At 70.0% G+C, this 12,542-nt stretch carries 13 protein-coding genes; 9 read left to right on the top strand and 4 right to left on the bottom strand.

What is annotated here, in order from left to right:
• Together ACWCRD_RS23375 and ACWCRD_RS23370 are read right to left on the bottom strand one after the other, a co-directional pair.
• The gene (locus ACWCRD_RS23375; RefSeq protein WP_450967727.1) at positions 1-588 is read right to left on the bottom strand and encodes a pyridoxamine 5'-phosphate oxidase family protein; all 588 of its coding nucleotides are present in this window, start codon (positions 586-588) and stop codon (positions 1-3) included.
• Positions 589-707: 119 nt separating this feature from the next.
• Positions 708-1,592 carry a hypothetical protein gene (locus ACWCRD_RS23370; RefSeq protein WP_450967726.1) on the bottom strand — a complete coding sequence of 295 codons (885 nt, stop codon included), beginning with the start codon at positions 1,590-1,592 and terminating at the stop codon, positions 708-710.
• A 199-nt stretch (positions 1,593-1,791) separates the two neighbouring features.
• Between ACWCRD_RS23370 and ACWCRD_RS23365 the strand changes: the two genes are divergently transcribed.
• The 6 genes from ACWCRD_RS23365 (at position 1,792) to ACWCRD_RS23340 (ending at position 8,738) form a co-directional block, all read left to right on the top strand.
• Positions 1,792-2,988, top strand: coding sequence for an argininosuccinate synthase (locus ACWCRD_RS23365; protein ID WP_450967725.1), 1,197 nt, complete (start codon positions 1,792-1,794; stop codon positions 2,986-2,988).
• A 67-nt stretch (positions 2,989-3,055) separates the two neighbouring features.
• The gene (gene argH / locus ACWCRD_RS23360) at positions 3,056-4,486 is read left to right on the top strand and encodes an argininosuccinate lyase (protein WP_450967724.1); all 1,431 of its coding nucleotides are present in this window, start codon (positions 3,056-3,058) and stop codon (positions 4,484-4,486) included.
• A gap of 214 nt (positions 4,487-4,700) precedes the next feature.
• Positions 4,701-5,519, top strand: coding sequence for an alpha/beta fold hydrolase (locus ACWCRD_RS23355; protein WP_450967723.1), 819 nt, complete (start codon positions 4,701-4,703; stop codon positions 5,517-5,519).
• A gap of 94 nt (positions 5,520-5,613) precedes the next feature.
• Positions 5,614-6,585 carry an aldo/keto reductase gene (locus ACWCRD_RS23350; RefSeq protein WP_450967722.1) on the top strand — a complete coding sequence of 324 codons (972 nt, stop codon included), beginning with the start codon at positions 5,614-5,616 and terminating at the stop codon, positions 6,583-6,585.
• An 84-nt stretch (positions 6,586-6,669) separates the two neighbouring features.
• Positions 6,670-7,218, top strand: coding sequence for a TetR/AcrR family transcriptional regulator (locus tag ACWCRD_RS23345; RefSeq protein ID WP_450967721.1), 549 nt, complete (start codon positions 6,670-6,672; stop codon positions 7,216-7,218).
• Complete coding sequence (locus tag ACWCRD_RS23340; RefSeq protein ID WP_450967720.1) at positions 7,215-8,738, top strand: MFS transporter; 1,524 nt, start codon at positions 7,215-7,217, stop codon at positions 8,736-8,738. Before ACWCRD_RS23345 ends, ACWCRD_RS23340 begins: the two co-directional genes overlap by 4 nt.
• 70 nt (positions 8,739-8,808) lie before the next feature.
• Here the strand turns inward: ACWCRD_RS23340 and ACWCRD_RS23335 are convergent, their stop codons facing one another.
• A complete protein-coding gene (locus ACWCRD_RS23335) occupies positions 8,809-9,480 on the bottom strand; it encodes a lysophospholipid acyltransferase family protein (protein WP_450967719.1) in 672 nt (223 codons plus the stop codon).
• 361 nt (positions 9,481-9,841) lie between these two features.
• On the opposite strand from ACWCRD_RS23335, the gene ACWCRD_RS23330 reads away from it, so the two are divergent.
• From ACWCRD_RS23330 to ACWCRD_RS23320, 3 genes are all read left to right on the top strand, one after another.
• Positions 9,842-11,005 (top strand): glycerophosphodiester phosphodiesterase, encoded by a 1,164-nt coding sequence (locus tag ACWCRD_RS23330; protein ID WP_450967718.1) that lies wholly within the window; start codon positions 9,842-9,844, stop codon positions 11,003-11,005.
• 74 nt (positions 11,006-11,079) lie between these two features.
• Positions 11,080-11,586 carry an RNA polymerase sigma factor gene (locus ACWCRD_RS23325; RefSeq protein ID WP_450967717.1) on the top strand — a complete coding sequence of 169 codons (507 nt, stop codon included), beginning with the start codon at positions 11,080-11,082 and terminating at the stop codon, positions 11,584-11,586.
• 46 nt (positions 11,587-11,632) lie between these two features.
• Complete coding sequence (locus ACWCRD_RS23320) at positions 11,633-12,130, top strand: GNAT family N-acetyltransferase (RefSeq protein ID WP_450967716.1); 498 nt, start codon at positions 11,633-11,635, stop codon at positions 12,128-12,130.
• Here ACWCRD_RS23320 and ACWCRD_RS23315 read toward each other — a convergent pair.
• On the bottom strand, positions 12,120-12,542 hold the full coding sequence (locus ACWCRD_RS23315) for a hypothetical protein (RefSeq protein ID WP_450967715.1): 423 nt from the start codon (positions 12,540-12,542) through the stop codon (positions 12,120-12,122). The two genes, ACWCRD_RS23320 and ACWCRD_RS23315, sit on opposite strands and share 11 nt — an antisense overlap.

Here is a 12,542-nt window from a genome sequence, read left to right as displayed (position 1 = left end):
TCAGACCGTAGACGGGGGCAGCGGCAACGGCAGCCCGGGTAGGCCATCCAGGCTCGTGGCGATGTGCTCCTTCTTGGCGAAGTACTCGCCGAGCGAGGCGTCGTCCTCGCGCGCGAAGCGCTTGCCGTGCAGGTCGCGGTCCTCGTCGTAGGTCATGAACGGCACGGCATAGCCGCAGGTGTCGCGGACGAGTTCGGCCGTCACGAGGATGACCGCCCGCAGACCGTGCGGGGTCGGGTCGATGTCAGGGAAATGGGTGAGCAGTTCCTTGAAGCGGGGGTCGTCGCGGAAGACGGGCTCGCCGCTCCCGTGCACCCGCACGATGTTCGGCGGCCCCTGGAAGGCGCACCACATCAGCGTGATACGCCCGTTCTCCCGCAGATGCGCGATCGTCTCCGCGTTGGATCCGGCGAAGTCCAGATAGGCCACGGTGAGTTCGTCGATCACCGCGAAGGAGCCCTTGAGGCCCTTGGGCGAGAGGTTGACCGTGCCGTCGCCGGAGAGGGGCGCGGTCGCGGTGAAGAAGAGGGGCTGCGCCTCGATGAACGTGCGCAGCCTGCCGTCTATGCGTTCATAAGTCTTTCCCACGCCTCACGATTATGGAGGCAAACCTTTCGCCCGTCTAAGGAATTACGGGCTCCACTTGCCCGGCCGTGGCCGCCCCGGCCGGCGCTGAGTCGGGGCGGCCGCAGCGCCTGTCACGCCCGTTACTTGGTGAGCGTGCAGGCGGCCAGGGAGTCCAGCCCGGTCGGCTTGGCCGCGGTGCGGCCGATGGCGGTCGCGATGCGGTCGACGGTCGACTTCCGCTTGTCGGTCAGCGGGCCGAGGATCGCGTTCTGCACGAAGTTGGGGCCGCCCTGGCCGACCGTGCTCTGCAGCCGGTTGTTGGCCTCCTGGATCTGGGTCTGCAGGAGGGTGAGGTTGCGGGTGACCTCGGCCTGCGCGGAGGCGGGGATCGCCGGGAGCTTGGAGGCGACGTCCGGGCAGCTGATGGTGCCCACCGCGGAGGCGCCGGAGCCGGCGTTGCCCGCGTTGGCGTTGCCCTTGTTGGCGTTGCCCGCGTTGGCGCCGCCCTTGTTGGCGTTCCCGGAGTTGGCGCCGCCCTTGCCGGCGTTGCCGGAGTTGGCACCGGCGTTCGCGCCACCGGCGTTCAGGGTGCACGGCGCCAGCGCGTCCAGGCCGGCCGGCTTGGCCGCCGTACGCCCGATGGCGGTGGCGATCCGGTTGATCGTGGCCACCCGCTTGTCCTTGAGGGGCCCCAGGATGGCGTTGTTCACGAAGTTGGGGCCGCCCTGGCCGACCGTGCTCTGCAGCCGGTTGTTGGCCTCCTGGATCTGCGTCTGCAGCAGGGTGAGGTTGCGGGTGACCTCGGCCTGCGCGGAGGCGGGGATCGCCGGGAGCTTGGAGGCGACGTCCTGGCAGGTGATGGTGCCGGGGGACGCGGCCAGGGTCCGGGCGTTGTTCGCGCCGCTCTTGGACGGCGTCCCGGCGAGGGCGGAACCGGCGATCACCGCTCCGGACAGCGCCACCGCGGCAGCGCCGCCGATGATCGCGACGCGACGCTTGTTGTACTTCGGAAGAGCCCTGGACATGCGGATGCCTCACTTGGGTCAGGAGTGGGTTTACAGACGCGGCGCCGGCGTTCGGGGTGAAGTACGGGTAAGCGGTTTCGTTTGTTCAACCGTCTTTCAGAACTTCTCCACGCCCCGGCTCCGATCCGAGGCCGATTGACGAATCATGCAGAGCACTGCATACTCATGCATGTCAGTGAATGCGGTGTGAGGAGACCCCGTGACCGAGCGCGTCGTACTCGCCTACTCAGGCGGTCTGGACACCTCCGTCGCCATCGGCTGGATCGCCGAGGAGACGGGCGCCGAGGTCATCGCCGTCGCGGTCGACGTCGGCCAGGGCGGCGAGGACCTGGACGTCATCCGCAAGCGCGCCCTCGCCTGCGGTGCCGTGGAGGCCGAAGTCGCCGACGCCAAGGACGAGTTCGCCGAGGAGTACTGCCTCCCGGCGATCAAGGCCAACGCCCTCTACATGGACCGCTATCCGCTGGTCTCCGCGCTCTCCCGGCCGACGATCGTCAAGCACCTCGTCGCCGCCGCCCGCAAGCACGGCGCCACCACGGTCGCCCACGGCTGCACCGGCAAGGGCAACGACCAGGTCCGCTTCGAGGCCGGCATCGTCGCCCTCGCCCCCGGCCTCAAGTGCATCGCCCCGGTCCGCGACTACGCGATGACCCGCGACAGGGCGATCGCGTTCTGCGAGCAGAAGAACCTCCCGATCGCCACCACCAGGAAGTCCCCGTACTCCATCGACCAGAACGTCTTCGGGCGTGCGGTCGAGACGGGCTTCCTGGAGGACATCTGGAACGCGCCGATCGAGGACATCTACGAGTACACCTCGAACCCGGCGACCCCGCGTGACGCCGACGAGGTGGTCATCACCTTCGAGCAGGGCGCCCCGGTCGCGATCGACGGCAGGCCCGTCACCGTCCTGCAGGCGATCCAGCAGCTCAACGAGCGCGCCGGCGCCCAGGGCATCGGCCGCATCGACATGGTCGAGGACCGCCTGGTCGGCATCAAGTCCCGCGAGGTCTACGAGGCCCCGGGCGCCATCGCCCTCATCACGGCCCACCAGGAGCTGGAGAACGTCACCGTCGAGCGCGAACTCGCCCGGTACAAGCGGCAGGTGGAGCAGCGCTGGGGCGAACTCGTCTACGACGGCCAGTGGTTCTCCCCGCTCAAGGGGGCCCTCGACGGCTTCATCAACGAGGCGAACCAGCATGTGAACGGCGACATCCGCATGACCTTGCACGGCGGCCGGGCGGTCGTGACGGGCAGGCGCTCCGAGTCGTCCCTGTACGACTTCAACCTGGCGACCTACGACACCGGCGACAGCTTCGACCAGGCCGCGGCCAAGGGCTTCATCGACATCTACAGCCTGTCGTCGAAGATCGCGGCCCAGCGTCAGTCGCAGGCATAGCCTGACGTGACCTCGCGTGAGCGAGACTGTGCGCAATACCGACCAATCCTCCCTAGGAGCAACGCAAGTGAGCAGCAACAGCGGTGACGTACGGCTCTGGGGCGCCCGTTTCGCCGACGGTCCCTCCGAGGCCCTGGCGAAGCTGTCCGCCTCCGTCCACTTCGACTGGCGGCTGGCGCCCTACGACATCGCCGGTTCGCGAGCCCACGCGCGCGTGCTGCACAAGGCGGGCCTGCTCACGGACGACGAGCTGACCCGCATGATCGCCGGGCTCGACCAGCTCGAGGCGGACGTGGCCGACGGCTCCTTCGTGGGCACGATCGCCGACGAGGACTGCCACACCGCGCTGGAGCGGGGCCTTCTGGAGCGCCTCGGCCCCGACCTCGGCGGCAAGCTCCGCGCGGGCCGCTCCCGCAACGACCAGGTGACGACCCTCTTCCGGATGTACCTCCGGGACCACGCCCGCACCATCGCCGGCCTGATCGCCGACCTCCAGGACGCCCTGGTCGGCCTTGCTGAGGCGCACCCCGACGTGGCGATGCCCGGCCGCACCCACCTCCAGCACGCCCAGCCGGTCCTCTTCGCCCATCACGTCCTGGCCCACGCCCAGTCCCTGTCCCGGGACGCGGAGCGCCTGCGGCAGTGGGACGAGCGCACGGCGGTCTCGCCGTACGGCTCGGGCGCCCTCGCCGGTTCCTCCCTCGGCCTGGACCCGGAGGCGGTGGCCAAGGACCTCGGCTTCGAGCGCGGCAGCGTCGGCAACTCCATCGACGGCACGGCCTCCCGCGACTACGTCGCCGAGTTCACCTTCATCACCGCGATGATCGGCGTCAACATCTCCCGGATCGCCGAGGAGATCATCCTCTGGAACACGAAGGAGTTCTCCTTCGTGACCCTGCACGACGCCTTCTCCACGGGCTCGTCGATCATGCCGCAGAAGAAGAACCCGGACATCGCCGAGCTGGCCCGCGGCAAGTCCGGTCGCCTGATCGGCAACCTGACCGGCCTGATGGCCACGCTCAAGGCCCTGCCGCTCGCGTACAACCGCGATCTGCAGGAGGACAAGGAGCCGGTCTTCGACTCCGTCGACCAGCTGGAGCTGCTGCTCCCGGCCTTCACCGGCATGATGGCGACGCTCACCGTGCACCGTGAGCGCATGGAGGAGCTGGCCCCGGCCGGCTTCTCCCTCGCCACCGACATCGCCGAGTGGTTGGTCAAGAAGGGCGTCCCGTTCCGCGTGGCGCACGAGGTCGCCGGCGAGTGCGTGAAGGCCGCCGAGGCCGAGGGCAAGGAGCTGGACGAGCTGACGGACGAGCAGTTCGCCAAGATCTCCGCCCAGCTGACCCCCGAGGTGCGCACGGTCCTGAACGTGCCGGGCGCCCTGGCCTCCCGCAGCGGCCGCGGCGGCACGGCGCCCAGCGCGGTCGCCGTCCAGCTCGCCGAGGTGAAGGCGGACGTGGCGGCACAGCACGCGTGGGCCACGGCGAAGCAGGCCTGACGGCCGCACCGCAGCGCACAGCAGGGCCCGGACAGCGCGTCCGGGCCCTTCGTGCTGCCCGGACCGCTTGGTGAACGGATCGCCGCTTGGTAACGGATGAGATTCGGCCACTGGCCGAAACCTTGACGTGGCTCTACTCGGAGGTAACCATTCCGGTTACCCGGTCGACAATGCCGAACGCCGGTCGATCGCAGCCGAGCATGAAAGGGACGTCATGCGCGCCCGAGGTACCAGACGAACAGCCCGCCTTCTCGCCGTCACCGCCATAGCCGCCTTGTGCGCCTTCGGACTCACCGCCCCCGCGGGCGCCGCCGACACTCCCCCGCCCGGTGCCAACGACTGGTCCTGCAAGCCGGACTCGGCCCATCCGCAGCCGGTCGTCCTGGTGAACGGCACCTTCAAGACCTCGTACGAGAACTGGCTGACCCTCTCGCCCGTGCTGGCGAACGCCGGTTACTGCGTCTTCTCCTTCGAGTACGGCGGCCTGGAGACCGCCCCGATCCCGGACTCGGCGGCCGAACTGCGGGACTTCGTGAACGCCGTGCTCGGCGCGACCGGTGCCAAGAAGGTGGACATCGTCGGGCACAGCCAGGGCGGCATGATGCCCCGCTACTACGTGAAGTTCCTCGGCGGTGCGACCAAGGTCGACGACCTCGTCGGGATCGTGCCGTCCAACCACGGCACCACCAACCCCCTCGCCCTCGCGGCGGGCGCCACCGTCTGCGACTCCTGCGTCGACCAGACCGCCGGCTCGGCCTTCCTGCAGAAGCTCAACGCCGACCCGGAGACCCCGGTGGGCCCCGACTACACGGCGATCGCCACCAAGTACGACGAGGTCGTGGTGCCGTACACCAGCGCCTTCCTGAACGGCCCGAACTCGTACGTGACCAACGTCCTCCTCCAGGACCGCTGCCCGCTCGACACCACCGAGCACGACCAGGCGCCCAAGTCGCCGCTCGTCGAGCAGTGGGTCCTCAACGCCCTGGGACGCAAGGGGCCGGCCGACCCCGCCTTCGTGCCGCGCTGCGTCTGACCAGGGCGGGCTGAACCGATCGAGGCTGGGTAGATTGGTGCGGGATCCCGCTCCTGGCGCGGGATCTCCTCCACCGATCGTGCAGGGAGCCACCATGCCCTTCAGCCGCCTGGCCCACGCGACCACGCCCACCGCGCACATCGGACTGGGTCTCGCCGCCGTCGGCCGTCCGGGCTACATCAATCTCGGCCGGGAGGACGACCTCCCGGCCGAGCGCACCGTCGACGCCCTGCGGCTGCGCACCCACGAACTCCTCGACGCGGCCTACGCCCAGGGCGTCCGCTACTTCGACGTGGCCCGCTCCTACGGCCGCTCCGAGGAGTTCCTCGCGGACTGGCTGAACGCCCGCCCTTCCTTCGACGACATCGTCGTGGGCAGCAAATGGGGCTACACCTACACCGCCGACTGGACCACCGACGCCGAGACGCACGAGGTCAAGGACCACAGCCTGGGGACCTACGAGCGACAGCGCGCCGAGAGCGCCGAACTGCTCGGCGACCGCCTCGACCTCTACCAGATCCACTCGGTGACCCCCGACAGCCCGGCCCTCACCGACAAGGAACTCCACGCCGAGCTGGCCGAGGCGGCCGCCCAGGGCACCACCATCGGCTTCTCCACCAGCGGCCCCGCGCAGGCCGACGCCATCCGCGCCGCGCTCGCCGTGACGGTCGACGGGGAGCCCCTCTTCCGTACCGTCCAGTCGACGTACAACGTCCTGGAGACCTCGGCCGGCCCCGCCCTCGCCGAGGCGCACGAGGCCGGGCTCACGGTGATCGTCAAGGAGGGCATGGCCAACGGCCGCCTCGCGGACCCGTATGCACCGGACGCCCTCAAGGCCGTAGCCGCAGAAACGTCTCTGGGCTGCGACGCGGTGGTGCTCGCCCTGATCCTGCGCCAGCCCTGGGCGGGGGTCGTGCTCTCCGGTGCGGCGACCGCCACCCAGCTCGCCTCCAACCTGCACGCGGCAGTCGTGGACCTGGACGAGGACCAGCTGGCCCGCCTGGCCGAACTGGTGGAGAAGCCGCAGGCGTACTGGGAGCGGCGCGGACAGCTGCCCTGGCACTGAAGTCCATCCAGCAGGACCACACCTCCGTGAGACGCATGCGCCCACAATGAGACACCAATGTCTCATGTGCGCTATGGTCGTTTCATGGCCGTCGACCGTGACCACGTACTGCGCACCGCCGCAGCCCTGCTGACCCGCAAATCCACCGCGACCATGGACGAGGTCGCCAAGGCCGCCGGGCTCAGCCGCGCCACGCTGCACCGCCACTTCGCCGGCCGCGACGCGCTGGTGCGGGCGCTCGAGGCGCTCGGCATCGCGGAGTGCGAGGCCGCGCTGGACGCCGCCCGGCTGGACGAGGGAACCGCGAGCGAGGCCGTGCGCAGGCTGGTGAGCGAGATCCAGCCCGCCGCCGGACTGCTCGCCTTCCTGTACGGCGAGAGCCAGCTCTGGGAAGCCGGCCAGGACGCGGGCTGGCAGCGGCTCGACACCCGCATCGGCGCGCTCTTCGTCCGCGGACAGCAAGCGGGCGAGTTCCGTATCGATCTCACCCCCGTCTGGCTCACCGAGGCGCTCTACGGCCTGATCGCCTCGTGTGCCTGGGCCATGCACGACGGCCGCGTCGCCCCCAAGGACTTCACCCACATGGTCGCCGAGCTGCTGCTCGGCGGCGCGCTACGGAGAGAGGAATCATGACCAGCACCCTGCAGCCGGCGACCCCGACCGAGGCGGTGAAGCGCCCGGGCCGCTGGCTCGCGCTGTCCGTCCTGGTGCTCGCCGTGCTGCTGGTGGCCGTCGACGCGACCGTCCTCGGTCTCGCGACCCCCTACATCAGCGAGGACCTCAAGCCCTCCGGCACCCAGCTCCTGTGGATCGGAGACGTCTACTCCTTCGTCATCGCGGGCCTGCTGGTGTCGATGGGCAGCCTCGGCGACCGCATCGGCCGCAAGCGGATCCTGCTCGGCGGCGCCACGGCGTTCGGCACGATATCCGTCCTCAACGCCTACGCGACGACACCGGAGTTGATGATCCTGGCCCGCGCCCTGCTCGGCGTCGCGGGCGCCACCCTGATGCCCGCCACCCTCGCCCTGATCCGCAACCTCTTCCACGACCCGCGCGAACGCAGCCTCGCCGTGGGCATCTGGGGCGCCACGGCCTCCGCGGGCACGGCCGTCGGCCCGATCGCGGGCGGCTTCCTGCTCGAACACTTCTGGTGGGGCTCGGTCTTCCTGATCAACCTCCCCGTGATGGCGGTCCTGGTCCTCGTCGGCATCCGCACGCTGCCCGAGTCCCGCAACCCGAACCCGGGCCCGTGGGACCTGCCCAGCGTCGCCCTGTCACTGGTCGGTGTGATCGGGGTCGTCTACGCGGTCAAGGAGGCCGCGACCCACGGCTTCGAGTGGCCCATGCTCGCCGCGGGGGCACTGGGCGCGGCGGCGCTGTACCGGTTCATCCGCCGCCAGCTCACGCTCCCCGCTCCGCTGCTGGACATGCGCCTGTTCCGCAACCGCGGCTTCAGCGCCGCGGTCCTGGCCGACCTGCTGACCATCCTCGGCCTGTCCGGCCTGGTCTTCTTCCTCTCCCAGTACCTGCAACTCGTCCAGGGCAGGCGCCCGTTCGAGGCGGGCCTGGCCGAACTGCCCGCGGCGGTGGGCGCGGTGGTCGCGGGCCTGATCGCAGGACGCGCAGCGCGCCGCTTCTCGGTACGGGCAGTGGTCGCGGGCGGCCTGGCGGCGGTGGGCCTCGCACTCGCCGCCCTCACGGCACTGGACCAGAACACGGGCTATCCGGTACTGGGCGCCGCGCTCCTGGTCGTGGGAGTCGGCGCCGGGTTCTCCTTCACCGTGACAGCCGATGTCATCCTCTCCTCCGTACCGAAGGAACAGGCAGGCGCGGCCTCAGCGGTCTCGGAAACGGCCTACGAGCTGGGCGCGGCCCTCGGCATCGCGATCCTGGGCTCGATCGTGACGGGCGTCTACCGCGGCTTCGCCGCTCCAACGGGAACGCCGTCAGGGGCGCATGAGTCACTGGGCGGCGCGGTGGAGTCGGCGGCGGGCATGCCGTCGCCAACAGCGCAGGAGATGCTGACGTCTGCGCGAGAGGCCTTCGTCAACGGCCTCAACCTCGCGGTGGGCGTGGGCGCGGCAGTCTTGCTGGCGGCGGCAGCAGCAGCCTGGTTCATGCTGCGAGACGAGCGGTTGGGAAACCACCCTTAAAGGGGCGCGGGGAACTGCGCGAGCAACCACGACGCACCCGCACCCAAAAGCCGCCCGACCGCCGGAGGCACTACGCAGCCTTGGCCTTGGTCGCGTACATGTCCACATACTCCTGCCCGGACAGGCGCATGACCTCAGCCATCACGGAGTCCGTAACCGCCCGCAGCACATACCGATCCCGGTCCATCCCCTCGTACCGAGAAAACTCCATCGCCTCACCGAAACGCACAGTGACCCGCCCCGGACGGGGCATCCCCGCCCCGCCCGGCTGCAACTTGTCCGTGCCGATCATCGCGAAGGGAACCACGGGCGCCCCCGTCATCAGCGTCAGCCGCGCGATGCCGGTGCGCCCCCGGTACAGCCGACCGTCGGGCGACCGCGTGCCCTCGGGGTAGATCCCGAAGACCTTGCCCTCCTCCAGCACGCGGCGCCCGGTCATCAGCGCGGCCACCCCGCCCCGGCCGCCGTCGCGGTCCACCGGGATCATGCCGACGCCGGTGAAGAACCAGGCCATCAGCCGGCCCTTGAGGCTCTTGCCGGTGACGTACTCGTCCTTCCCGATGAAGAACACCTGGCGGTCGCAGACCAGCGGCAGGATCATCGAGTCGATGAAGGTGAGGTGGTTGCCGGCCAGGATGACCGGACCGTCGCCCGGGATGTGCTCCGCGCCCTCCACCCGTGGGCGGAACATCAGGCGCATGATCGGTCCGAGCACTGCCTTGATGAGCACGAAGCGGGACAACGGGCCCTCCGGTGTCAAGGGATTCGGTATGAGTCTGTGCAGGTGAGGACGATACTCGCGGTCACCGGGGTCTTGCACATCGGGTTCACCGAGGTCTTACGCACTGTTGACGCGGGTTTACCTGGGGTGACGCCAGATTGCCTGCCGGTAACAGGCCGGAACGATGTGACGGACGACTCGCCGCCGAACGGGCGAGCCACGCGGGCCCCCTCACGGCTCGTCGGATCTTCTTCCCCGTAGGACCCATACGACATCCCGAGTCACCCGCATGTTCCGGCCAACGCCTCCCTCGCGTCATGTCCACGCCCCTACGATCGGCGCGCCGACAGAACAGACCGAGCCGACGTCAGGGGAGGCGCTCATGGGAACGCAGGAGAACGAGCAGACAGGCGGCACCGGACGACGGGCACTCCTCGGAGCGGCGGTACTCGGCGCGGGCGGTGCCGTACTCGGCCTGTCCGGCACGGCGAGAGCCGCGGGCGCCGACCACACGCACGGCGGACTCAAGAGCCTGCCCAAGCCGACGATCATCGGCCACCGCGGAGCCAGCGGCTACCGGCCCGAGCACACCTTCGGCTCGTACAACCTGGCCCTCGACCTGGGCGCGGATGTCGTCGAGGCCGGCGACCTCGTCCCCACCAAGGACGGCCATCTCGTCTGCCGCCACGAGCCGGAGATCGGCGGGACGACGAACGTCGCCGACCACCCCGAGTTCGCCGACCGCAAGACCACCAAGGTGCTCGACGGCGTCTCCACCACCGGCTGGTTCACCGAGGACTTCACCCTCGCGGAGCTGAAGACGCTGCGCGCGATCGAGCGGATTCCGGCCAACCGCCCGCACAACACCCTCTACAACGGCCGCTGGGAGATCCCCACCTTCGAAGAGGTCCTGAAGTGGCAGGACGAGCAGACCCGCAAGCGGGGCAAGCAGGTGTGGATCTACCCCGAGACCAAGCACCCCACCTACTTCCGCAAGCTGGGCCTGGGCCTGGAGGAGCGGGTCGCCAAGCTGCTGCACAAGTACGGCAAGGACAGGCGGAACTCGCCGGTCATCCTGCAGTCCTTCGAGCCGAGCAGCATCCAGCGCCTGAACAAGCTGGTCGACAACCCGCTGGTGGTGCTCCTGTCCGCCGCGGGCAGCCGCCCCTGGGACTTCGTCGAGGCGGGCGACCCGCGCACCGTCGCCGACCTGATCACCCCGAAGGGCCTCAGGGAGATCGCCGGTTACGCGCAGGGCCTCGGCCCGACCCTCGACCTGATCATCACCAAGAAGGCGGACGGCAGCCTCGACAAGCCGACCACCCTCGTCTCCGACGCACACAAGGTCGGCCTGATCCTGCACCCGTACACCATGCGCAACGAGAACCCGTTCCTGCCGGCGGAGTACCGCAAGGGCACGGCCGCGGACGCGTACGGCGACCCCTTCGGCGCCTTCAAGACGTACTTCGCCACCGGCATCGACGGTGTCTTCACGGACAACGCCGACACCGGCGTGCTGGCTCGCGAGGACTTCGTCAACGGCTGAGCGGCCGACCCCGGTTGGGGTGAACAGTCGGCCGTCCGGGCAACTGGGCCCCGCGCGGCCGCGTCGAACCGCATATGACGCACGACCTGGTTGCCGCTCTGCGCCCGCTGCTCACCGCCGAGGCCTCGGCCGAGGCACATGCCTCCGGGGCCGAGCCGGGCGACCTGGAACAGGCGGTCTGGCTCCGCCTCCTGGAGCACCTCGAGGTGGACGGCCCACCGTCCGACCCCCAGCGCTGGCTGCGCAGCGCCGTCCGCTCCGAGGTGCGCCGCACCCGCCGTACCACCCGACACGAACGGCCGTACGGCATCGAGCCGGCCGACGACGTCGGCCGCGACCCCGAGCAGCTGGCCCTCGCGGCGGCCCGCGGCCGGGCCCTGCGGGAGGCCGTCCGCCGGCTGCCCGGCCGCTGCCCCGGCCTGATGGAGGCGCTGCTGTCCCCGAAGGACCTGACATACCGGGAAATCGCGGGGGAGTTGGGTATCTCACAGGGCAGTCTCGGCCCGGAACGTTCCAGATGCCTGGGTTGTCTCCGTCGTTTGCTCTCGCCGGAGGTTGCGGCCCGCGAACCGCGGGGATAGGAGTGAGGGACAACGTGGCGATCAGGTGAGCGGGAGGCGTGCGCACATGGGCATGAGCGTGACCATCTCGGTGGCGACCGAGCAGGATGCAGAGCAGATCTTCAGGCTCCAGTACCTGTGCTTCCAGAGCGAGGCGGCGCTGTACGGCAACTACCGCATCGACCCGCTCGTCCAGAGCCTCGACTCGGTCCGCCAGGAGGTGGCCGCCGACTGCGTCTATGTGGCGCGGCTCGGCGAGGAGGTCGTCGGCTCGGTCCGCGGCCGCGTCACCGAGGACGGCTCCGCCTCCATCGGCAAGCTCTGCGTCCACCCCCGGCTGCAGGGCCACGGCATCGGCGCGCGGCTGCTGCGCGCGGCCGAGTCGGCGCTGGCGGAGGAGCGCGGCGCCAAGGTGTTCCGCCTCCACACCGGCCACCGCAGCGAGGGCAACCTGCGGCTGTACCGCCGGGTGGGCTACCAGGCGGTGGGCACCTCGCAGGGCAACGACGGGGTGCCGATGATCGTGCTGGAGAAGCCCGCCGGGGCGTACGTGACTACTGCGTGACGGCGCGGTTCCTGCGCAGCCAGTACAGCGCGGACAGCGGCAGCAGTACGGGAATGAAGACGTAGCCCATGCCGTAGTCCGACCACACCGTCGCGTCCGGGAAGGCCGACTTGTCGACCAGCGTCCACGTGCCGACGATCAGCACACCCGCGAGTTCGGCGGCGCAGCAGATCTGCGCCGCCCTGCGGGCGGTTTCGCCGCCGCGGACCAGCGAGTACGTGATGAAGCCGTAGACGACTCCCGCGACGGCGGACAGCGAGTAGGCGAGCGGTGCCCGGTCGAACTCGGTCGCGATCTGGTAGACGGAGCGCGACACGGCCCCGACGACCATCACGCCGTAGAACCAGACCAGCAGCATCCCCGGCCCGCCGATCAGCCGCGTCCTCGTGGGCTTCTCCTGCACCGAGGTCAC

The sequence above is a fragment of the Streptomyces sp. NPDC002092 genome, from assembly GCF_053593775.1.
The sequence above is the reverse complement of the archived record's forward strand: the minus strand, read 5'-3'. Positions and strand labels throughout refer to the sequence as shown.